This window comes from Acidobacteriota bacterium (genome assembly GCA_038040445.1).
GTDB lineage: Bacteria > Acidobacteriota > Blastocatellia > UBA7656 > UBA7656 > Onstottus_A > Onstottus_A frigus.
In genome coordinates this window covers 15,857-38,241 of sequence record JBBPIG010000005.1, presented here as the reverse complement: position 1 = coordinate 38,241, position 22,385 = coordinate 15,857, and the positions used below count along the sequence as shown (strand labels likewise).

The following is a 22,385-nucleotide window of genomic DNA, read 5'->3' as shown; positions in this document are numbered from 1 at the left end:
CTAGCCCTGTCTTTCGCTCAGTCATCGACTTTTATTGTAGAGTCTAACCGCTGAAGGATCATCAAGCGAAGCGAGGATTTTGCGGCAGGACGTTTTCAGTACAGGGTGCACAATCTCGGGCGCGATCTCGCATAGCGGCTCGAGCACGAAGCGGCGCACGTGCATGCGCGGGTGAGGCACGAAGACGTCGTTTCGGTCTATGAACGGCCACTCTTCGTCATCTTTCGAATGCGCGATGATCAGGTCGCCAAACAGAAGCAAATCGATGTCGATCACCCGAGGGCCGTTTGCGATTGTGCGTTCGCGCCCCATCTCGCGCTCAATTTTGAGTAGTTCGGAAAGAACAGCCTCGGCTCCAACGGTGGCGATCGCCTCGGGATCCCAGAGAACCGGCCCGTATTCCGACGTCAGTCCAGCAAGTATCGTCGTCTCGATCACCTGATTCAGAAACCACGGCTGATCCGTGAAGCCAACGGGTTCTGTTTCGTAAAGAGACGACTCGCTCTTGATCTCAAGCCCTAGCGCTTTGATGCGTTCAATGGCTTCGCGCAGATTAGCTTCGCGGTCCCCGATGTTCGAGCCGAGCCCGAGATAGACTGCGATCTCCGATTCTTTTGAGCGGTCGCCGTTTGTCATCGTTCACCGGTTATCATAGAGTCACACTGCGATGCCGACAACGGTCACCATAACAAAGCGAGGCGTCCAACGGGTGCGGGCGCGGCACTGCTGGGTCTACCGAAGCGACGTGTCTGAGGCGAAAGCGGCGCGGCCGGGTGATCTCGTATCCGTCTCGGATTCGGCCGGCCGGGTGATCGGTCGCGCGCTATTCAGCTCGCGTTCGCAGATAGCCCTTCGCATGGTCGCGTTCGAGGACGTCGAGATCGACAGAGACTTCTGGCTCGCGCGGCTTATGTCTGCCGAGCGATTGCGTAACCAGCTCGTGGGCGGCACGACTGCGTACCGGCTGGTCTACGGCGAAAGCGATTTGCTGCCGTCACTGATCGTCGATCGTTACAACGACTGCTTCGTCATTCAAACCCTGTCGCAGGGCATGGACGCGCTCAAGCAGATGTGGATCGAGCTGCTGGTCGAGCGATACCATCCGCGTGCCATCGTCGAGCGCAATGAAGCGCGGGTTCGCGATCTCGAAGGCTTGCCTCGCACGACGGGCGTGGTCTACGGCTCAGACCCCGCCGAACTCATTATCGAGGAGAGCGGAGTGCGGCTCGCTGTTAATCTGGTCGAAGGACAAAAGACCGGCATGTTCCTGGATCAGCGCGAGAACCGGATCGCCGCACGCGGCTACGCTCGTGGCCGAGCGCTCGACTGTTTTACGTATCAAGGCGCATTCGCGCTTCACCTGGCGCGCGGAGCCGAGCTCGTAATCGCCGTTGACGTTTCAGCTCCGGCAATCGCGGCGGCCAGGCGAAACGCCGAGCTGAATGGCACGGGCAATATCGAGTTAATCGAGGCGAACGTGTTCGACTTCTTACGCGAGATGGAGCACGCGGGCGAGCGTTTCGATGTGATCAACCTTGATCCGCCGGCTTTTGCTAAGAACCGCGGTTCGATTGAAGCGGCGGCCCGCGGCTACAAAGAGATCAACTTGCGAGCAATGAAGATGCTAACCCCCGGCGGCACGCTGATCACTTCCACCTGCTCGTATCATATGAGCGAAGAGTCATTCTTGAACGTGCTCGCCGATGCTGCTGCGGACGCGGGCCGCAGCGTGCAGATAGTAGAGAAGCGCACTCAGGCGCGAGATCATCCGGTGTTGATCTCGATGCCCGAGACTCATTATCTGAAGTGCATGATCTTGCGAATCGGATGAAAACTGATGCGTGATGCGTGAAGCTGGGAGCTTTATGCTTTACACTTCACGAATCAGCATCACAACTTCACGCATCACGCATCCACGCATTCACGCATTCACGCATCACACTTCACGCATCACGAATCACGCATCCCTACCGCACGGTCGCGGTGACCTTGGCGGTGCCGACGTTCGAGCTCGAATCCGCGCAGCGAAATGCGATCAGATGCTCGCCCGGCTTAACGAAGGGTGCTTTGACTTTGAAGCTTTCGCGAGCCGAGTCGGCGATCCCATCCACCGGAAAGATCAACTGCCAGGTGCTACCGTCGACGCTATACTCGCCACGCACTATGCGGCTGGTCGAGTCGGTCGCATCGAAGAGGACTTCTGCTGTCTGACCCACGATCGTCGGGCCGGTCACTTTGATCGCCGGAGGCGTGTTGTCGATTTCGATCGCGTCGGTTACTTGTTCGTCGGCCATCGCCATCTCTTTGGTGTTGCCCGGCTCGTCGGTCGCCACAATCTTGAATAGATAAGTTCCGTCGGGGAGTCGATTGCCGTCAATGGTGTAGTAGTTCTGCGAAAGACCCTCGGCCAGCACATGCCATTCGCTCTCGCCCAGCGTTCGATAAAACACCTTGTAGCTAAGCGTATCGTCATTCGGATCGGTCGCTTGCCAGCTCAACGTGCGCGCCCCCTTTTGAAAGAAGCGGCGGGGAGGCACATTCATCACAACGCCGAACAACTGCGGATCGAGTCCGGACGACGCGATCGATGGATCGACCGCCATGGGCATTTCCTGAAACGCCACTCCCGGAGCCATGACGTTCACCGACGCGATGTCGGGCGCTTGATTGCGCGGCAGATACGCGACTACCACTGACTGAAGCTGCGCTCCGCCTGGTCTGGAGCCCGCCGATGCAGGACTAGCGGACGCGCTCCGCAGCGCTGCGCGCCACTGAATGAAGCGAGCGCGCGGGCTGGTGATCTGATCGCCGGATGCGTTCCGGTAAGCCGGCGACCAATCGCTCCATGTCGCATCTGGAGCCTCGGTGTTGCCGCTGCGCGTCTGAAGCTCGACGCCCGCGGAACCACGCCAGGTTATGACGCCCCACTGACCCGCGAACCTGGTATCGCGCACAGACGAGATGTATGTGCCCTCGCTCACCGGGTCGCGCCCGATTCGATAGAGCCGCCCGAGATTGCTCGACGTGGCGTACAGGTTCTCGCCCACCGAAGCGATCGTAGACGTTTGATCCTCCGCCGATTGAATCAGCAGCGTGTGCGAGCGGTCGGCCCCAATCTGATAAATGCGGCCTTTGCTGCCCGTGCCCACAAGCACACGGCCGTCGGGCAGGGGCTTGAGTCCGAAACCCATGGTGTCATTCGAGCGCCAATAAACGTCGCTGCCTCCATCGGGCAGCACGCGAAACAGAGCGCTCCTGGCGCCATCGGTTTTACTGCGGCTCTGCGCCTGGCCCGATGCGAATGAGATGTCAGACCCCGAGGTCGTCCTCTCTTCCTGGTCGTCTCCGGTGGAGATGGTAACCACGCCTTCGGTTGACAGGGAAGTAGTAGTCGACACCCCGGCGGAGGACAAGCGTTGCGCGGCTTGCGAATTGACGCCAAGCGCAAAAATTGATCCGTCCGCTGCGACGGCCACACTATGAATCTCTTGCATCGGAGAGTCGAATAACGCAAACACCTTTCCATTCGGGAAAACGCGCAACAGAAGACCCGACGGATCGGTTCCAGCTAACAGATTGCCGCTCTTGTCGAGAGCCAGCGAGACGATGTTGGTCTCGTTTGTGTCCACCAGCACCGTAGCCTTCCCTGTCGAGTCGATCTTATAGATCACCCCTTTGTCGCCCGTGCCCGCGTACAACGTCGAAGTCGCCGCGTCGAACGCGAGCGACCAGATGTACTTGTCCGCCGGGTCGTAGAACACAGATTCTTTGCCGTCGGCTGCGATCTTGTAGACCTTGCCTTCGGGCGACGTGCCCGCATAAAGATTGCCTTGCGGATCTGTGGCCAGCGAGGTGACGTCAAGCTCGAGTGCATCGTACAGCAAGCGGCCCTCGCCATTGGGCGTCACCTTGAAGATTCGCCCATCGTGTCCCGTGCCTAAATAGATGTTTCCCGCCGTGTCGGTCGCGCTCGACCAGATGTACGCTTCTTTTGTGTCGTACACGAGCGTGAATGAAGGCGCGAGCGTGATCGTTCCGTTCTGGGCTATCGAAACTCCACGCGCGTCTCCCTTGATGACGTCGTCCTGTTTTGAAATCTCCCAGAAGATCGGGCCGACGGCTAGCGCGGAAACATACGTTGTAAGAAGAAAAACCAGCGCGAGTGACGATGTGCGCGGGAGCAAATGTTCGAGCATCAAATCTTCCTTTCAAACTGCGCCGACTCAACTACTCCCTGTCCAATAAAGCTGGTGAATGAATAGTCGACTACAAGTTCGATTACGCTTTTCAGTTGTTGAGAGCAATTACGAAACTCTATCTCATTGAGAGCCTTGTCCCCGAAGCGCCTTAAAGCTTCGCCGACCAACGCATGCACAAAGGATTGAGTTGCGTATTTCACTTCAGAGAAGTCAATGACTACTCGTTCTCCAGCATTGAGCGCGGGGATGATCTTCTCGTTCCGAAGGCTCCTTGCGAGGTCCTTGTCCTCCACGAAACCTTCTATGCCCGATGGTACTTTGATTTCAATCATGTTGAAAAGTAAGCTCGTTGCGGGCATCAAAAAGCCCGCTGGTGTCGCGGGCTTTCCGAACTCTCGTGTGCTCATTCTGTTTACTCGGGACTCCTCAGTCACCGGACCACGTTGATTGTTATCGTCTGCTGACCGCTGATGATGAACTGCGACGGCGGAAGCTCGTGTTCAGCAAGCGTAGCCACCGACAGCGGCGTGAAGCCGCCGGATGTGCGGCTCGATCCGAGCGTCGCCAGCATCGACGGCGGCAGCACCGGCATCTCTTCGTTGTTGACGATGGCGCCGGTCCCCGGGCGCAACACCCTGACGTAGAGCCGATTGTTCCTCTTCAGCTTGTTGATGGCGCGAACCAGTTGACCCAGATCCCTCGGCGAGAAATCCGCAGATGGCTGTGCGCGGTCCGCTTGATTGAGCGAGGCGCCGTCGCCGACCGTGATCACTACCGGGCCAATCGGCGCGTCGGCCGGAATCATCAACGGTATTCGCTCGACGAACTCGCTGCCGTTGTCGTTTCGGGCAAACGCTTGCATCTCGATGCTCTCGCCGCGACGCACTTCAGTCTTGTCTACCCACAACCGGTTCAAGCTGCCGCTCGATCGGCTGTCGGTCGAGGTGACGTCGAGCTCGATGCCGCGCAGGTCAAGCGCGTTGAAGCCGCTGTTGAGTAATACTGCCAGCGGTTGCGCGACCGCGTTCACCGCAAACAGCGCCGCGCCGTTCGGCGAAGCGAAGCTGTTGTCGAGCAGGATGTCCGGCTGCCCCTTAATCTGGATGCGGCCGCCGAGCTTAAGCGTCTGGTTTCCAATCTGACGCTCGGTCGCGGTTATTGCCGAGAACATTGTTATCCGGGTCAGCAGCGGAGTCAGAAACGGATCAGAGACTATTTCGAAGCTGTAGCTCTCGGTCTTGTTCCGGCTGGTATGAACGGTCAGGCGGACTGGAACCATTCGCGGCTTCTCACCCAACTGGCCATACACCCCGACAGAGCGATCCTGATTGATCGAGCCGACCAGATTGCCGGCCGCCGAAAGCTTGAATGAGTTGTTCAAGTTTGGCACGACTGTAACGATCGACGACTCTGCCATCGGCCAGCTTGTGGCGCCTGAGCTGAGAAACGGATGGCCGAACGCGTAGATGCGCCCGCCGTCGCGATAGGTCACCGTGCCGGCAGCGTCGATCGTGAAGTCTCCACGCACTAATTGCACGCTTACGGATGAGCCCGCCGCCAACGTGTCTTCGTTGGCCGGAACCATTGGCCCGAGGCTCGATCCACCGCCCACCCCGGCAATCGGTTGAATGCCGATTTTTCTCAGGTCGCCGGCGAACGCTTCGAGCACGTTTTGAGAAATGCCTGAAAAGGTTACGGGCGTGGCAATGGGAACAATGGTTTGACCGACGTAAGGCATCAGCGCAACATTGCTTGCGGCTCGAGCGCCGAGTTGCGCGGAAGGCAAAGCAGGCAGCAAATCAAATGAAGTGGTGGTGCTCTGCCCTATCAGTGTCTTGAAGCTGACGCTTTGGCTCGATCGAGGCTGCTCTTCTTTTTGCCCTTGTTCGAAGATGTCGATCATGTTTTTGATCGGCGTGATTCCGGCGATAGGCTCCTTGGCGAACGGAAACGCATAGGCCACCGCGCCGACCAGCTTGCCGTCGATGTAGACCGGGCTGCCGCTCATGCCCGCGAATACTCCGGTGCGATCGACAAGCGGACCGCTCAAACGCGCGATCACGATGCTCTGTTTAGGGTTGGGCATGCCCTCGAGTGTTCCAAGGATTTCGACCTCGAACCGCTCGGGCTTTGAACCCTGAAATACGCTCATGCCGTAACCCTTCATTCCCGGGCGAACTTGATCGAGCGGCATTAAGTTCGGGTTTGATGCCGAGTCGGAAGCCAGCGCGACAACGGTGAGGATGGCTATGCAACAGAATGCGGTGAAAACATGCTTCATATGTTGTACCTGTTTACGGGGCTGCCCTAAAGTTCAATCTCGATTGTGCTCACGTTGCTTGAAGCAACGTAACGGTGTCGTCTGAGAAGAGCAATTTGATCATACCCGCGTGTAAATCATAGAGTCAAGATTCTTCTAGGCCAGCCTCGACTCCCTGGTCCAAGGCCTCGAACGATTCGTGACGGTTGCGACTGGCGCCACTTGCTCGCGCATACCCACCTCGTGAGAGGGGACGCGGTGCTTTCTTGTAGGCTACAGCATCAGCCACCCACTTCTGACGAAGTGGGTATGAGCAAGCTCGAAGTTCGTCGTGCAGAAGCGTGTCGCCCATTCCGAGCGAAGGACCGCATGTCGCGAAAGACCGCGTTGACACTCACTCTGCCAGGTGGCAACGTTGACCAGGCGTTTCGGAAGCAGGATCGAGAGTGAGCTCATACAAGAATGAACATCAACGAACTCAGCGTAGGACTCATCGGCGGCACCGGCGAAGAAGGCCGCGGGCTGGCGCTTCGATGGGCGCTGGCTGGTGCGCAAGTGTCGATCGGTTCGCGCACCCTCGATCGCGCAAAGGCCACCGCCGATGAGCTGAATCAACTCCTGGATGTGCGCGCGGGGCAGTTGGCGTCGCCACGCATCGGCTACGGTGAGAATCGGGATGTGATCGCCGGGTGCGAGTTCGCGCTGCTCACAGTTCCGTTTGCGCACGCGGCTTCCACGCTCGAAACTCACCGGCAGGATTTCGGCGAAGGCTCGATCTTGATCGACATAACCGTGCCGGTCTCGTTCGAGCAGGGCCGTGTGCGCTACGTTGAGCTTCCGGAAGGTTCGGCGAGCGAGCACCTCAAGAAACTGCTGCCGGAGAGTATCCCGCTCGTTGCCGCTTTCAAGACCGAGCCGGCTCACCTGCTAGCCGAAATCGATGAGCCTCTCGATTGCGATTCGTTCGTGGCCAGCGATTCGAAAGAAGCGAAGTCGCGAGTGATGGAAGCGATCGCGTTCATCAAGGGCTTGCGAGCCGTCGATGCCGGAACGCTCTACAGCGCGCGCACGCTCGAGCGGATGACCGTGCTCGCGATCGGCATCAATCGAAGGCACAAGATCAAGACCGCGCGCTATCGAGTAATTGGTCTGTAGGGCGTGCCTAACGGTTCAGGGTTCAGGGTCTAAGTTCAAGGTTCCGAGTTCCGAGTTCCGGGTTCAGGGTTTCTGGTTCCTAGTTTCTGGTTTCTGGTTTCTGATTCCAGGCTCGTAACCAAAAATCAGAAAAGACATGTTGGAATGCGCGGAACCAGCAACAAGAAACCAGAAACTAGGAACCAGAAACCCTGAACCCGGAACTCGGAACCTTGAACTTAGACCCTGAACCCTGAACCCATGAATATGAAAATCACGGCATTGGCAGGAGGCGTCGGCGCTTCGAAGTTTCTCCTCGGACTCGCGCGCGTGATGCCGCCCGAGGACATCACAATCATTGCCAACACCGGCGACGACATCGAGTTGTTCGGACTTCGCATCTGCCCCGACATCGACACGATCACCTACACGCTCGCGGGCGAAATCAACGAAGACAACGGGTGGGGACTGAAGGGCGACACGTTCGAATGCTTGCGATGGCTCGCGCGCTACGGCGAAGCGGCGTGGTTCAACGTTGGTGATCGGGATCTGGCTACAGACATTTTCCGGACGAACGGGCTTCGAAGCGGCCGCTCGCTCAGCGAAGTGACCGACTTCATCCGCCGGTCGCTTGGCGTTCGCTCGACGATTCTGCCGATGACCGACGCTTACACGCCCACGCGAGTGGTGACTGACGAAGGCGAGATGCACTTTCAAGAGTACTTCGTGCGTCGAAGGTGCGAGCCGCGTGTGCGTGCAATTCAGTTTGATAACATCGACTCATCCGAGCCTGCGCCCGGCGTTTTGAATTCGATTCTGGAATCTGATGCAGTGATCATTTGTCCGAGCAATCCGTTCATCAGCATCGGCCCGATTCTCGCAGTGCCCGGCGTGCGAGAATCTCTACGAGAAACTCGAGCGACGGTCGTCGCCATTACGCCGATCGTCGGGGGAAGAGCTCTGAAGGGTCCGGCGGCTGACATGCTGAGCGACCTCGGGCATGAGGTTTCGGCAAGCGCCGTCGCGGAGATCTACGACGATGTCCTGGATGTCTTCATCCTTGACGAAACGGACTACGAACAAGCAGCGGACATCCAATCGCTCGGTATGCGGGTGTTTAGCACTGACACGGTCATGAAGACCCTCGATGACAAGCAGCATCTGGCGCGGTTGGTCCTCGAAATGTTGAATCCCTTTCACGATATCGGGGTCACTGAATCAGGCGCCACATCGATATGAAAGCGCTTCTCATCCCAATCAAAGATCCAACCAATGCGAAGACTCGGCTTGCAGACTTGCTGTCAGCCGAGGAGCGTCGGCGCCTGGCTTGGGCGATGTTCGAAGACGTTAGCCGGGCAGTCGCCGCGGCGCGCAAGCCAGATCGGGTCGTGATGGTTACAAGCTTTGCGCCGGCCGTCGACCGCGCGCGCGAACTCGGATGGGATGTGTTGATCGAAGAATCGCAGGTCTCGGAAAGCGCGTCCGTTGATTGGGCCTCGCGCATACTGAGCGAACGCGGCTTCGATACGGTGATGAGGCTGCCCGCCGACCTGCCACTTGTGCGAGGCGCGGACATCGACGAGCTTCTCTCGATCGAGCTTGAGTCGCCCGGCGCGCTGCTTGTGCCTTCGCGAGAGGGTACAGGCACGAACGCGATTATTCGCACGCCGCCGTATCTGTTTCCGTCGCGGTTCGGTCCTGATTCGCGCGCGTTGCACCAGCAAGAAGCAGCGCGCGTTGGTGTTGAATGCATGATTGTGAATAACCCTCGCATCGCGCTGGACATCGACGAACCCGCCGATGTAGCTCACTTGCTCGAAGAAGGCGGCGGCGCCCAAACAGTCGCCGCTTTGAGTGAGATGAGAGCTTTCGAACGGCTGCAGGATGTGAGACGCTGATTTGCGGCTTTGCGCCTTTGCGGTAGAAGCAGGCCCTCGCGCAAAGCCGCAAAGCACGCAAAGATTGTGACCACCAAGATCGAACTAATCGGACTACCGGGAATGCCGGAAGTGGCCGGCGGCGATGATGTCGCCTCTCTGATCGCTACGGCTCTCGGCGATGCCGGGATCGAAGTCGTCGACGGCGATGTGTTCGTCGTCGCGCAGAAGATCATTTCGAAAGCCGAACGCCGGATCGTGCATCTGGATTCTGTTACACCCTCATCACGCGCTCGAGAGTGGGCCGCCGCTTATGACAAAGACGCTCGCGTCGTTGAAGTCGTGCTGCGCGAGTCGAAGCGGATCGTTCGCATGGAGCGCGGTGTGCTGATCTCGGAGACCGAGCACGGCTTCGTGTGCGCCAACGCGGGCGTCGATACTTCAAACGTCGCCGAAGGGATGGTGACTCTGCTGCCCAAAGATCCCGACGAATCAGCTCGAAGGATTCAGACAGCGCTTAAACAGGCATTCGGGGTACGCCTCGCGGTGATTGTGTCTGACACCTTCGGCCGCCCGTGGCGCGAGGGACTGGTGAACGTCGCGCTCGGGGTCTCGGGCATAGCGCCGCTGATCGACTATCGCGGCCAGAAGGACTCACACGGTCGCCCGTTGCAAGTCACCGTCATCGCAATTGCGGACGAGCTTGCCTCGGCGGCGGAGCTGGTGATGAAGAAGAGCGTTGGAATCCCCGTCGCGATCATTCGCGGCTTCGACTATGAATCGCGCGATGCGTCAGGCCGCGAGTTGATCCGCGTTCCCGAGCTTGATTTGTTTCGATGAGGGCGGTCCTGTGATAAAATCGCGCCGTTCCAAACGAGAAAGTTCGGCATCACTTCGGGAGTTTGAACGAACCGGGAGAATCAGCGAGATGGGGCCACCGCTCACCCGGCACGAACACCTGACTGAGCGGATACTCCTGTGGTCAGACGTGCCCCTGCTTATTGCGCTACAGCCGCAATGAGCATCGGGCGAGAGGACAATCGCATGTTTACGAGACGAACCTTCCTAAGATCGGTCGGCAGCGCGGCTACCGTGGCCAGCCTCGCTTCACTTCGCGAAGGCGGCATCGATCGCATTCTTGCAGCTTCGCGAGCCGCAGGCGCAGCCTCTCCGGACAAGATCGCCGCCGATGAAGACTTCTGGCGCGAGATTCAGCAAGCGTTCACCGTCGATCGTTCGCTGATCAATCTCAACAATGGCGGCGTGAGCCCTTCCCCCCGCATCGTTCAAGACGCGATGCGCCGCTACCTCGAGTTCTCAAATTCGGCGCCGACGATCACCATGTGGAAGGTGCTCGAGCCCGAAGTCGAAGGCGTGCGCCGCAGACTGGCCGCCGCGTTCGGCTGCGACCCCGAGGAAATGGCGATAACTCGAAACGCAAGCGAGTCGCTCGAGATCTGTATCTTCGGGTTGGACCTGAAGCCCGGCGACGAAGTGCTCACAACCAATCAGGACTATCCGAGAATGCTCACTTCGTGGCGGCAACGCGAACGGCGCGACGGCATCAAGCTCAAGACGATCTCGTTCCCGGTTCCGCCGCCCTCGATGGATGATCTGTTCGAACGGTTCGAGCGCGCAATCACTCCGAAGACCAGAGTCATCCTGGTCTGTCACATCACCAACCTGACCGGCCAGATATTTCCAATCAAGCGAATCTGCCAACTGGGACGCGAGCGCGGCATCGAAGTGATCGTCGACGGGGCGCACGCGTTTGCGCATTTCCCGTTCAAGCACGCCGATCTGGACTGCGACTACTACGGCACGAGTCTGCACAAGTGGCTGCTCGCTCCTCACGGCACCGGCTTTCTCTACGTTAGAAAATCCAAGATCGCAAAGCTATGGCCGTTGATGGCCGCCGACAAGAAACAGGACGACGACATTCGCAAGTTTGAAGAGATTGGCACGCACCCGGCGGCTAATCACAACGCGATCTCCGAAGCGCTCACCTTCCACGAAGGCATAGGCAGCGAACGAAAAGCCGCGCGGCTTCGCTTCTTAAAGGACCGTTGGGCGCGCCGGCTCGAGACGATTAAGGGTGTGCGCATTTTGACGCCTTACGATCCTCAGCAGTCTTGCGGGCTGGCGAACTTCAGCGTGGAAGGCGCCGATCACGCCAAGCTTTGCGCGCACCTTTGGGAACGTTATCGAATCATCTGCGCGCCGATCGCTCACGACGAATTCAAGGGGATCAGGGTCACGCCGAACGTCTACACGACGCTGCCCGATATCGACACGTTCTGCGACGCGGTCGAGAAGGCGATTCGCTCAGGGTTGGCGGCGTGAGTCTTGGTTCGCGTATGAAGAGGTTCGTAGTTCGGCCTTAGGTTCCAGTTGGTATGTTAGTCTCTTCGGCGAGCGTTACGAACTTCCGCCTGAAGGCCGAACTACGAACGCTTCAGAACATGACGACACCTGAGAAACAAGTCCTGGCCCGCGTCGATGACCTCGCTGATGAAATGGTCGAGTGGCTTCGGCAACTCGTCCGCATTCCTACCGTCAACCCGCCGGGCGAAAACTACAAAGATTGCGCGCACTTCGTCGGCGATAAGCTAAGAGAGTTCGGCTACGAGGTGAGCTTCATCGAAGCGGCCGGCCGCCCCGAATGCACGCCCGAACATCCGCGCGTCAACGTCATCGGTCATCTGAACGGCTTGCGCTTTCATCCCACGCTTCACTTCAACGGCCACATCGACGTAGTGCCGCCGGGCGCCGGGTGGACGCTCGATCCGTTCGCCGCCGAGATGCTAGACGGACGAATTTATGGCCGCGGCGTGACTGATCAAAAAGCCGGGATCGCCGCGTCGTTGTTCGCAGTCGAGGCGATTCGCCGCGCGGGATTCAAGCTCGCGGGATCGGTTGAACAGAGCGCAACCGTCGATGAAGAGAGCGGCGGGTTCGCAGGCGTAGCGTATCTTGCCGAGCATGGCTATGTCAGACCGGATCTGATCGATTACGTGATCATCACCGAGCCGCTCGATTACGATCGGATCTGTTTGGGCCACCGCGGCGTGTATTGGTTTGAAGTCTTGATGCACGGACGAATCGCCCACGGCAGCATGCCGTTTCTGGGGGTGAGCGCGATTGATCGAATGGCCCGGCTGATCGAGCGAATCGAACGTCAGCTCAAGCCTAAGCTTGCCGAGCGCCGGACTCGAATGCCGGTCGAGCCCGAAGGCGCTCGCAGCGCTACGATCAACGTGAACGCGATTGTCGGCGGTCAGGATCCCGACTCGCCTCAAACGCCCTGCGTCGCCGATCTGTGTCGAGCGGTGTTCGACCGCCGGTTCCTGATCGAAGAGAAGCTCGAAGACGCGCGCGAAGAGTTCATCGAGCTGATCGAGCAATTGCGCGCCGATGACGCCGAGCTTCAATATGAGTTGAAGGATTTGATGATCGTCCATCCGACGATGACCGCGCCCGAGTCGCAGCTTGTGAAAACGATGAGCGCTGTGATCACCGAAACTGTCGGCCGCGAACCGCCGCTGATCGCCAGCCCGGGCACTTATGATCAAAAGCACTTCTCGCGGATCGCCGGCATCGAGCAGTGCATAGCTTACGGGCCGGGGATACTCAACCTTGCGCATCAACCTGATGAGTATTGCGAGATCGAGCATCTGACGGCTGCTTGCAAGGCGATGGCGCTGGGGACAATGAAGTTGGTGGGAGTCGAGTGACAATTGGCCGCTGAAGCTGGCAACACACACGCGAACTACTAACCTATGCCCACTGTCTTCAGAACCGGACCGTACAGGTTTTTCTTCTACGCCGGGGACCGCGATGAGCCGCAACACATCCACGTCGAGCGCGACGCGGACATCGCGAAGTTCTGCCTTGATCCGGTAATATTGTTGACCTCTTGTTTCGCATAGCTACTCAGCGTATTCTGGTCTCTGCCATGCCCATCGATGTCATACACATCAACACAAAGCTGCCGTTGAATTGTTTCAAGGCGAAAAGCGGCGATTGGATTGCAGAGTGCGAACCTCTCGGCATTACGGTCCAGGCTGAGACTTGGTCTGAATTGATGGAAGATATTGGATATACGCTCGATGCGATTTTTCAAGATCTTCTCACCTCAAACGAGTTAGATAGGTTTCTCAGAGATCACGGCTGGGAAGCTGTCGGGCAGATTCCGGCTCAGCCCGATCGAGCTGTAAGGTTCGATCTGCCATTCATCCCCGCACTTGTTGGAACGCCTGCATGATCCGTAGAGAGGCCTTTATCAATAAGATTCGGGTTCTCGGATAGACTTATGACAGCAATGAAATCTGAACCGTCTCGTGACTTGGAGCTTTCTTGGCTTGCCGGAATGTTTGAGGCAAGAGGCTCAATAGTGATAAATAAGTCCGGTAAAGACGCTTATACATTGCGATGTGTGATTGTCGGCATTGCCAAAAACATTCCCGAACTGTTTCAGAAGCAGTGGCATGGATTCAACAAAGAGATCACACAGCCTTCAAACTTAAAGCGGCAGTGGAAGTGGGCCATCGCTTCAGAAAAAGCACTGGCATTTCTAAAAGACATTATGCCGTTTATCCACACAGAGCCAATGAGGAAAAGGGCACAGGTCGCACTTGAATTTCAGTCAGAGAAAAATGATAAGGGACAACAATTATTGTATTACCGGCAGATGACAGAGCTAAACAAGGAAAAGATTGATTGAAGGAATAGAGAAAGAAGAGAGAGCTCGCCTTCACCGGTACGTCAACAACTGGATGGACCGGAGCCGCGCAAGCGAGTTTCGTATCATTTCTTGAGTGTTACGTGCGCGGCCCGTCATCCCAACCGTTCGGTAGATCCAACCGTCGGCCGCGCCTGCAAGCTGCTTCAACCGCCTCGAGATCGGGGGAGCGATCGTGACTAGACCAACTCGACGTGAAGTGTTGCGCGGCGCAATCACCGCAGCAGGTATTAGCGTGTTTGCGCCGTCTCGCACAGCAGTCGCTTTTGACCGTGCAGCGGAAGATAACGCCAGCGCTCTGACTGCTACTGCTGACCGGCGTTCGATCACCGACGTCGCAGGAATCAAGGTCGGGCACTTCACCGACACGCGCAGGCCCACCGGCTGTACGGTGATTCTCACCGAGGAAGGCGCGGTTGCCGGTGTCGATGTTCGAGGCTCTGCGCCCGGAACGCGAGACACCGATCTGCTCAATCCGATCAACACCGTTCAAACGGTCCACGCGATCATGCTCTCGGGCGGGAGCGCATTCGGGCTCGATACGGCGACTGGCGCGATGCGCTACCTTGAAGAGCACGGGATTGGCTTCGACATGCGAGTGGCTCGCGTGCCGATCGTTCCTGCGGCGATCCTGTTCGACCTCGGAGTCGGCGACGCGAAGATCCGGCCCGATGCTGAAGCCGGATACAAAGCCTGCAAAGCTGCGGTGACGACGGCGCCTGTTGAAGGCAACGTCGGCGCGGGCGCTGGGGCTACGGTTGGCAAGTTGTTCGGAATGTCGCGGGCGATGAAGAGCGGCATCGGCACATCGGCAATAAAGCTCGAAGGCGTTACGGTCGGTGCAATCGTGGCAGTAAACGCCGTAGGCGACGTCTTTGATCCAGCGACTGGCAAGGTCGTTGCCGGGGCGCGAACGAAAGACGGTAAGTCGCTGCTGAATTCGATGGCGGCGATACTCGGGGGCGAGCCGTTACCGCCGGCTCTTGCCGGCGCAGCGACGACGATCGGAGTCGTTGCGACTGATGTGGCGCTAACAAAAGCACAGGCGTCGAAGGTTGCGCAGATGGCTCACGACGGGTTGGCTCGGACGATTAATCCGGTGCACACGGCTTATGACGGCGACACGATTTTTGCGCTCGCGACCGGCAGGTCTTCGAAGCCGGCTAACGTGACGTTGATTGGCGCGCTGGCCGCCGAAGCGATGGCTCAAGCGGTCTTGCGCGCGGTTCGCGCCGCTCGCGGGATTGCTGGATTGCCGAGCGCTACAGAATTGTGACGCTAGAGAGTTCGCGTTCTTTGCGGCTTTGCGGCTTTGCGGCTTTGCGCGAAACCGTTTTACGCAAAGACGCCAAGCCGCAAAGAAACGCAAAGCCCGATGACCTTTCTTCTAATTCTTGTCGCCTACGCCGCGTTGATGATCGTTGTTGGCGCGGTCGTCTCGCGAGGTGTGCGACACTCAAGCGACTTCTTTGTAGCCGGGCGAGGCCTCGGGGCCGGGTTGATCTTCTCGACGCTTCTCGCCGCGAACATTGGCGCGGGCTCGACTGTTGGGGCAGCCGGGCTCGGCTATCGCGATGGACTGTCTGCGTGGTGGTGGGTCGGGTCGGCGGGGATCGGCTCGGTGATACTCGCGCTGACCGTAGGCCCCAAGATCTGGAGCGTCGCCAAGGAGCACAACCTCTACACAGTCGGCGACTATCTGGAGTTTCGCTACGACAGAAGCGTTCGCGGTGCGATGGCCCTGCTTCTTTGGTTTGGGTCGCTGTCGATTCTCGCCGGTCAGTTGATCGCAGTCGCGTGGATACTCAACGTCGTCGCGGGCGTGGGCAAGCCCGTCGGCTGCTCGATCGCAGCGGTCGTGATCACGACTTACTTCACGCTTGGAGGCTTGCACGCGACGGCTCGCGTAAACGTATTGCAGTTGACGGTTAAGATCGCGGGCTTCGTGGCCGTGTTGATTTACTTACTTGGCGCGGGCAACGGGCTCGCGGGCTTGAAGGAGAGTGTGACGACCACGGTTGGGGCGGAGAACGTCGAGGCTTACTTCGGAGTGACAGGTCAGGGCTGGTCTGCGGCGATCAGCTACCTCGCCATCCTCGCGCCGTCGTTCGTGATCTCGCCGGGCCTGTTGCAGAAGCTCTTCGGCGCGCGCGACAAGAGAGCGGTGCGCATCGGGGTTGGCGCAAACGCTGCGGCTCTGCTGGCGTACGCCATTGTGCCCGTGCTGATTGGCGTCATCGCGCGATCCAAATTTCCGGAGCTGACAAATCACGAACTGGCGCTTCCGACGTTGTTGACTCAGGCGCTGCCGCTGTGGCTGGGGGCGTTGTTGTTGGGCGCAATCTTTTCGGCTGAGCTGAGCGCGGCCGACGCGGCGTTGTTCATGCTGAGCACCTCATTAAGCAAGGACCTCTACAAGGCCTTCCTCAATCCTGTCGCTACGGATGAGCAACTGATGCGAGTAGCTAAAGCTTCGGCGATTGCGTGCGGAGTTGCCGGTGCGATACTGGGTACTTTTCTCCCGACGGTGATCTCGGCGCTGAAGATCTTCTACACGCTTCTGTCGGCGGCGTTGCTATTGCCTCTCATAGCGGGGTTGTACACGCGAAAGGTCCAAGCACGCTCGGCCATTCTATCGATGTTGGCTTCTGTGTTTGTGACGTTCGCGCTCGAGCTGATCTCTGAAGGCCGAGGAGTTCGAGGCGTGCCGTCGCTGATTGTGGGCATCGCCGTAGGCACGGTGGTCATGTTGAGCGTTAATGCTATTTGGAAAACGCGCGAGCTAAACGCGAGTTAATAAGGTATGGGTAGGATCACAGGCCGGGAAGGCATCTGAAGTCCTCTGGCAACCCCACACTGAGCTTGACCATGCGACTGCCAGCAAATGCCATGATTCTCAAGCTCGCGGTCGGGAAGGTGGGCTTGCCCCCGCTTTTTCTTGATGAAACAATTCTCACCAAGAGCGGGGGCAAGCCCACCTTCCCGACCTGTGATCCAGGGCCAGGCGTTGTTATCCTTCAGCACCCTGGTCGCCCGAGCAGCTTCCCGATCTGTGATTTAGTGTTCGGCCTTGCGATCCTTCGCTACCTTGGTCGCGCGAACACGGTGACACTGGTCAGGCGAAACATTGGGTGTGAGGCGATGAATGGACTACCAAAAACTCTTTAACCTGGAGGGCCGCGTAGCAGTGGTGATCGGGGCGGGGTCGGGCATCGGCCAGGCTGCCGCAAAGGGACTCGCGGCCCATGGCGCGTCGGTTGTTTGCGCTGATGTCGACCCGGAAGCCGCCGAGAAAACCATGCGTGAGATCGCTGGCGGAGCAACGGCAATGCTCGTTGACATCACGCAAACCGAAAGCGTCGCGGAGCTGTTTCGCGCTGTCACGGATGAGTATCAGCGTCTGGACATAGTCGTCACAACGCCGGGCGCTAATGTGCGCAAGCCAATCGCAGACTATCAAGACGCGGAGTTCGACCGAGTGATCGAACTGAATCTTAAAGGAACGTTTCGAGTCTTGCGCGAAGCGGGGCGAATCATGTCGGAGCGCGGTAGTGGCAGCATCATCGCTTTCTCGTCTATTCGTTCGCAGGTCGTTGAGCCAGGACAGGGCGTGTACGCGGCAACCAAGGCCGGCATCGTGCAGATGGTGCGCGCTCTCGCGGCCGAGCTTGGATCGACTGGAGTGCGAGTGAACGCAATCGCTCCTGGAGTTGTCGAAACCCCGTTAACCCGACCCATCAAGGATCACCCCGAATGGTATGCGGCTTATGCAGCGAAGAGTGTGTTTGGCCGATGGGCCACCGCGGATGAGATGGTCGGGCCGGTGGTTTATTTGGCCTCGGATGCGTCGAGCTACGTTACCGGTTCGGTGCTATTCGTTGACGGCGGATGGACTGCGGTAGACGGGCGATTCGACCCGCCACTCTAAAGCCAGGTTCAGGGTTCAGAGTTCCGGGTTCAGGGTTCAGAGTTGAAGTTTTGTGTTACCGCGTCGTGGATTCAACGAACACGAATCAAGAGCCGACAACTCAGGAAACTGCGTCTTCAACTCTGAACCCTGAACCCTGAACCCTGAACCAGGAACCCGGAACCCTGAACCTTAGGCAATTCGCCCATCAACGATATTAATAATCCGGTGCGCTAGCGCCGAGTTCTCAGGATTGTGAGTCACCATAAAGACAGTCTGTCCCTGCGCGTTGAGCCTGAGGAACACTTCCATAACTTCGCGGCCGGTCTTTGTATCGAGCGAGCCGGTCGGTTCATCAGCAAGAATCAAAGGCGGCTCGTTGACTATCGCCCGAGCGATCGCCAGCCGCCCTTGCTCGCCGCCTGAAAGTTGATTCGGCAGCCGTGAAGCCTTGTCGGCAAGCCCGACTTTTTCCAGCACGGTCATTGCGCGTTCGCGTTTCTCCTTCGCGCTCAAGTTGGTCGTCGCAACCGGGAGCATCGCGTTCTCGATCGTGTTCAGATAAGGCATCAGGTGATGCTGCTGAAAAACAAAGCCGAGATATTCCCGGCGAAAGTCCGCGCGGCGCTCATCGGCTAGGGCGTAAACGTCTATCTCGTCAACGAGCACGCGGCCCTCGGTGGGATGATTCATCGCGCCGACCACCGTGAGCAGCGTGCTCTTGCCCGAACCCGACGGCCCCATCAAACAAACAAACTCGCCTTCTGCGATCTCAGCGTTAACGTCCGAAAGCACGCGCACGCTCGCGGACTCTCCGTTTGCTTCGTAAACCTTGCTGATGTTCTCGATCGCTATGAAGGGCATTTCGTTTTCAGCCAAAGGGTCCTCGCGCAAAGAACGCAGAGACTCGCAAAGACGCTAAGATCACACATATCGCACGGCTTCGGAGGGATCGAGGCGCGAGGCGCGAACGATGGGGTAGAAGCTGCTGACGGTGCCAATGGTCAATCCCGCAAGGACCGCCACTATTGCAAGCCAGGGCTGAAATTCAAAGATCACTCTCGTTTCCGCGAAGTAAGGCAGCGCAACCCAGCTTGCGAGCATTCCTGCCGCCCAACCCAACAAGCCGCCGAACAGGCTGATCACCGCGACCTCGATCATCAACCCTTTGATGATGTGAGTCCGTCGAAATCCTATCGCTCGCAGCACGCCGATCTCTTTCGTGCGCTCGATGACCGAGCCCATCATCGTCGTGAAGATCATCAACGCTCCGATCGCGAGCACCACCGCTGAAACCACTCCCGAAAACCGTGTAAGCCGCTCCACCGTGTCCGATCGCGCGCGAACCGATTGCTGAATGGCGGAAACCTTCGCGTGAGGGATGCGCTCGCTTATCTGTGCGACGATGTCGCCGATCGGGCAGTCTTTGCACAACGCGCTCACTTCGATCAGGCTCAACTGATCCGGCTTGTTCAGGAGCGATTGAACGTGAGCAAGCGATCCGAAGATCATCTGGTCCTCGGGCCCGCCTGTCTGGGCGATCACTCCCGCCACTTGATGATCGCGGTCGGCGATCTTCACCCGGTCGCGGACGATCTTGAACTGAAACTGATCCTCGCCGCTCTGGTGCGAGCCGCCGTGCGAAACGTGTTGCTGCCCGTCGGTCGAGCCTGGCTCAATGAGTGAAAGAGCGCGGGCGACCTCGTAGCCGACCAGCACCTCCTGTTCGCCTTCAGGCTTGCGACCGGCTAGGCGCCACCAGCGCTTCAGCGTCAGCTCGCTGTTGAAGTCCACGCCTGCGAGAAGAACCTCGCGCCCATTGGCACTGACTGCGCCGAGCAGCTTTGGCGAGACGTTGCTGATACGATTTCGAAACGGAATGTCTAGAACGCTGTGCGCGTCTTCGTTCTTGAGTTGTTTGACGTCGAAGGAAACGCTCGACACCGAGAGTCCTCCGTAGTCGAGCGAGAGGCTGTTTGATTGAGGCACGACGACGATGTTTGCGCCGAACCGATCGAGTTGCGAGCCGATTTCTTCTTTGATGGAACCGCTCAGACTCAGCAGGGCAACCGCGGTGCCGATGCCGATGGCGATGCCGATTGTTAGGAACATAGCTTTGCCTTTGCGGCGTTTGAGATTTGCAAATGCGATTGTGCTTATGCGCATACGCGTTTAGAAGTAGCCCCCGCGGCTCTCGAGCTCGCTCGCTTTGATCACCAGTTGATCGCCCTCGACCGTTCGTGGAAGCCCGACCGGATTGCAGCCGCCGTGCACCTCATTGATCTTCGCCGAATGAAAATGCAGCCCGCAGTTCCGGCAGACCATGTCGTCGCCTTCCTGCTGATAACCCTTCTTCGCGTGATAGCAGGTGTCGCACGCATCGAGCGCCGCGCGATAAACGCCGTCGGAACTCTTGATCACGAAGAATCGGACGGGCTTGTTGTCGGACAGCTTGTAGTCGAAAAACTTCGCGGTGCTGCTCAAGTCTGAAAGCGCGATTCTGACGTCGCGAGAGTCTGATCCGCTGGAACCTGGGCTGGTCGCTACAGCGGTGGCGGGCGGGGTTTCGTTTGAAGCATTCATTACCAGAAAAACTCCCACGCCGGCCAGCACCACGGCGATTGCGACCAGGATCGCGGTCGTCTTGCCCTTGGCCTTTGAGCCTTCCGAAAACTGCGCCTTCTTATCCGCGCGCATCTGCGATTTCGTGTCCATGCCTGCTTGCCCTCCGACTATACTCCGAGGTTCCGGGTTCAGGGTTCCGGGTTCCAGGTTCACTCTCATCCTCGTAAGACGCTACACTGCGAATTACGAATCTGGCTGTACCACCGAACCCTGAACTCGGAACCCTGAACTCTTGAGTTTCTTAAGCGAGTCATTATAGCAACCCCGCAAAAGCCAATACCAGCGGGCTCGAAGTTGGGACGAGTGAGAATTGGATGGTATATTAGTGCCATCGCAGCATGTTGGGCATCGGCCGTTGAAATAATGATTCCCTCCCTTGATAACATTGATTCGCGGATCACCGCGATCGTAAAGACGGCAAAGACGCTTGCCATCCAGTCAGGAGATTGAGAATTGATCCTTCAAGACCAGGCTTTCACTCCCGCGGTGGAAACGCTGTTTGAGCGAATCATCAGATACCTCAACACCCCATTCATCGAGCGGAAGGGTTTCAGCATCTCGATTGTCAGCCTCATTCTGCTTGTTCTGGTGATATGCGTCGCGGCGTTGATATCGCGCTACGGCCGGCGATTCCTGCAGAAGCGCGTGCTGGCGAGATTTCACATTGACACCGGGCTTCAGTACACGCTGCTCAGGCTTGCGCATTATCTGATCATCACGCTCGGCGTGTTGTACGCGTTGAACCTCGGTTTCAGCGCAGACCTGACCAGCGTAGCGGTCATAGTAGGGTTTCTTTCAGTCGGTATTGGCTTTGGGCTTCAGTACATTGCCGCGGACATTGCCTCCGGGTTCATTCTGTTGTTTGAGAGGCCGGTTCGAGTAGGTGACCGCGTCAGGCTTGAAGATGGAATCGAGGGCCGAGTCGAAAGCATAAGCCTCCGAGCGACCGTTCTCGTAACCAACGAAAACATGACGGTCATAATACCGAATTCCAAGCTCGTTCAAAACAAACTGGTGAACTATTCCCGCGGTTCGAATGTGCGTCTCAACATCCCGGTCGGCGTGGCATACGGAAGCGACCTCGAGAAGGTGACGGAAGCGTTGCTCGAGGCGGCCGGTTCGGTGGAGCCAGTGTTGAAGACGCCCGCTCCGCGCGTACATTTCGCCGGGTTCGGAGATTCGTCCCTCGACTTTGAGATACGCGTCTGGATAGACGAGCCACACAAGCATCCGCAGATTCGCAGCACGGTAAACTTTGCAATAAACGCCGCCTTCTTAAAGCACAATATTGAAATCCCGTTCCCGCAACGCGACTTGCACATTCGGTCAGGCTCTTCTGGAATCTCGCGAGATGAATCCGCGGGCGATCATCGCGAAGGTGAACGCGGCGAACCCGTCGAATAGCGCGAGCCGCGCGTTACTCGCCTCTTGAAGGGCTACACTGAACACCAGGCGATGGGCTCATCCGGCAAGCTTGGTAGTGTCCTAAGTTCAATTCTCTCCGCGATCTCTGCGTCCTCGGCGTCTCTGCGTTGAGTGATTTTCGACGTTTGTCTTCACCGCAGAGGCGCAGAGGGCACAGAGATTGCGCAGAGAAAACGCTCAAGAAATAGGACACTACTGTGTGCTTCTTGACGTTTAA

20 protein-coding genes are annotated in these 22,385 nt (G+C 58.0%); 13 read left to right on the top strand and 7 right to left on the bottom strand.

The window, feature by feature from the left end; all coding sequences use genetic code 11:
• Window positions 1-21: 21 nt before the first annotated feature.
• The gene (gene folK / locus AABO57_06940; protein ID MEK6285459.1) at window positions 22-636 is read right to left on the bottom strand and encodes a 2-amino-4-hydroxy-6-hydroxymethyldihydropteridine diphosphokinase; all 615 of its coding nucleotides are present in this window, start codon (window positions 634-636) and stop codon (window positions 22-24) included.
• 31 nt (window positions 637-667) lie between these two features.
• On the opposite strand from folK, the gene AABO57_06935 reads away from it, so the two are divergent.
• Window positions 668-1,831, top strand: coding sequence for a class I SAM-dependent rRNA methyltransferase (locus AABO57_06935; protein ID MEK6285458.1), 1,164 nt, complete (start codon window positions 668-670; stop codon window positions 1,829-1,831).
• Window positions 1,832-1,967: 136 nt separating this feature from the next.
• Here AABO57_06935 and AABO57_06930 read toward each other — a convergent pair whose 3' ends face one another.
• The 3 genes from AABO57_06930 to AABO57_06920 are packed head-to-tail and all read right to left on the bottom strand — an operon-like array spanning window position 1,968 to window position 6,480.
• Entirely contained in the window at window positions 1,968-4,196 is a 2,229-nt protein-coding gene (locus tag AABO57_06930; GenBank protein MEK6285457.1) for a hypothetical protein, read from the bottom strand.
• On the bottom strand, window positions 4,196-4,606 hold the full coding sequence (locus AABO57_06925) for an STAS-like domain-containing protein (GenBank protein MEK6285456.1): 411 nt from the start codon (window positions 4,604-4,606) through the stop codon (window positions 4,196-4,198). Before AABO57_06925 ends, AABO57_06930 begins: the two co-directional genes overlap by 1 nt.
• A gap of 23 nt (window positions 4,607-4,629) precedes the next feature.
• Complete coding sequence (locus tag AABO57_06920; GenBank protein MEK6285455.1) at window positions 4,630-6,480, bottom strand: SpoIVB peptidase S55 domain-containing protein; 1,851 nt, start codon at window positions 6,478-6,480, stop codon at window positions 4,630-4,632.
• A 441-nt stretch (window positions 6,481-6,921) separates the two neighbouring features.
• Between AABO57_06920 and npdG the strand changes: the two genes are divergently transcribed.
• The 11 genes from npdG (at window position 6,922) to AABO57_06865 (ending at window position 18,139) form a co-directional block, all read left to right on the top strand.
• Window positions 6,922-7,614, top strand: a complete 693-nt coding sequence (gene npdG / locus AABO57_06915; GenBank protein ID MEK6285454.1) for an NADPH-dependent F420 reductase — start codon at window positions 6,922-6,924, stop codon at window positions 7,612-7,614.
• Window positions 7,615-7,860: 246 nt separating this feature from the next.
• A complete protein-coding gene (gene cofD / locus AABO57_06910) occupies window positions 7,861-8,832 on the top strand; it encodes a 2-phospho-L-lactate transferase (protein MEK6285453.1) in 972 nt (323 codons plus the stop codon).
• Window positions 8,829-9,491, top strand: a complete 663-nt coding sequence (cofC, locus tag AABO57_06905; protein MEK6285452.1) for a 2-phospho-L-lactate guanylyltransferase — start codon at window positions 8,829-8,831, stop codon at window positions 9,489-9,491. Before cofD ends, cofC begins: the two co-directional genes overlap by 4 nt.
• A gap of 66 nt (window positions 9,492-9,557) precedes the next feature.
• Window positions 9,558-10,310, top strand: coding sequence for a coenzyme F420-0:L-glutamate ligase (gene cofE, locus AABO57_06900; GenBank protein MEK6285451.1), 753 nt, complete (start codon window positions 9,558-9,560; stop codon window positions 10,308-10,310).
• Between the two features lie 204 nt (window positions 10,311-10,514).
• Window positions 10,515-11,813 carry an aminotransferase class V-fold PLP-dependent enzyme gene (locus tag AABO57_06895; GenBank protein ID MEK6285450.1) on the top strand — a complete coding sequence of 433 codons (1,299 nt, stop codon included), beginning with the start codon at window positions 10,515-10,517 and terminating at the stop codon, window positions 11,811-11,813.
• Between the two features lie 119 nt (window positions 11,814-11,932).
• Window positions 11,933-13,204: an acetylornithine deacetylase/succinyl-diaminopimelate desuccinylase family protein gene (locus tag AABO57_06890; GenBank protein MEK6285449.1), complete on the top strand. Its 1,272-nt coding sequence runs from the start codon at window positions 11,933-11,935 to the stop codon at window positions 13,202-13,204.
• A gap of 45 nt (window positions 13,205-13,249) precedes the next feature.
• Complete coding sequence (locus tag AABO57_06885) at window positions 13,250-13,399, top strand: DUF4160 domain-containing protein (protein MEK6285448.1); 150 nt, start codon at window positions 13,250-13,252, stop codon at window positions 13,397-13,399.
• A 383-nt stretch (window positions 13,400-13,782) separates the two neighbouring features.
• Entirely contained in the window at window positions 13,783-14,193 is a 411-nt protein-coding gene (locus tag AABO57_06880) for a hypothetical protein (GenBank protein ID MEK6285447.1), read from the top strand.
• A gap of 316 nt (window positions 14,194-14,509) precedes the next feature.
• Window positions 14,510-15,487 carry a P1 family peptidase gene (locus AABO57_06875; protein MEK6285446.1) on the top strand — a complete coding sequence of 326 codons (978 nt, stop codon included), beginning with the start codon at window positions 14,510-14,512 and terminating at the stop codon, window positions 15,485-15,487.
• Window positions 15,488-15,586: 99 nt separating this feature from the next.
• Window positions 15,587-17,008, top strand: coding sequence for a sodium:solute symporter family protein (locus tag AABO57_06870; GenBank protein MEK6285445.1), 1,422 nt, complete (start codon window positions 15,587-15,589; stop codon window positions 17,006-17,008).
• A 348-nt stretch (window positions 17,009-17,356) separates the two neighbouring features.
• On the top strand, window positions 17,357-18,139 hold the full coding sequence (locus AABO57_06865) for an SDR family NAD(P)-dependent oxidoreductase (protein ID MEK6285444.1): 783 nt from the start codon (window positions 17,357-17,359) through the stop codon (window positions 18,137-18,139).
• A 171-nt stretch (window positions 18,140-18,310) separates the two neighbouring features.
• Here the strand turns inward: AABO57_06865 and AABO57_06860 are convergent, their stop codons facing one another.
• From AABO57_06860 to AABO57_06850, 3 genes are read right to left on the bottom strand one after another with little or no spacing between them, the layout of a single operon-like run.
• The gene (locus AABO57_06860; protein MEK6285443.1) at window positions 18,311-18,997 is read right to left on the bottom strand and encodes an ABC transporter ATP-binding protein; all 687 of its coding nucleotides are present in this window, start codon (window positions 18,995-18,997) and stop codon (window positions 18,311-18,313) included.
• A 45-nt stretch (window positions 18,998-19,042) separates the two neighbouring features.
• On the bottom strand, window positions 19,043-20,230 hold the full coding sequence (locus AABO57_06855; protein MEK6285442.1) for an FtsX-like permease family protein: 1,188 nt from the start codon (window positions 20,228-20,230) through the stop codon (window positions 19,043-19,045).
• Window positions 20,231-20,290: 60 nt separating this feature from the next.
• Complete coding sequence (locus AABO57_06850; GenBank protein MEK6285441.1) at window positions 20,291-20,833, bottom strand: DUF2318 domain-containing protein; 543 nt, start codon at window positions 20,831-20,833, stop codon at window positions 20,291-20,293.
• Window positions 20,834-21,196: 363 nt separating this feature from the next.
• Between AABO57_06850 and AABO57_06845 the strand changes: the two genes are divergently transcribed.
• Window positions 21,197-22,147 (top strand): mechanosensitive ion channel domain-containing protein, encoded by a 951-nt coding sequence (locus tag AABO57_06845; GenBank protein ID MEK6285440.1) that lies wholly within the window; start codon window positions 21,197-21,199, stop codon window positions 22,145-22,147.
• The last annotated feature ends 238 nt before the right edge of the window (window positions 22,148-22,385 follow it).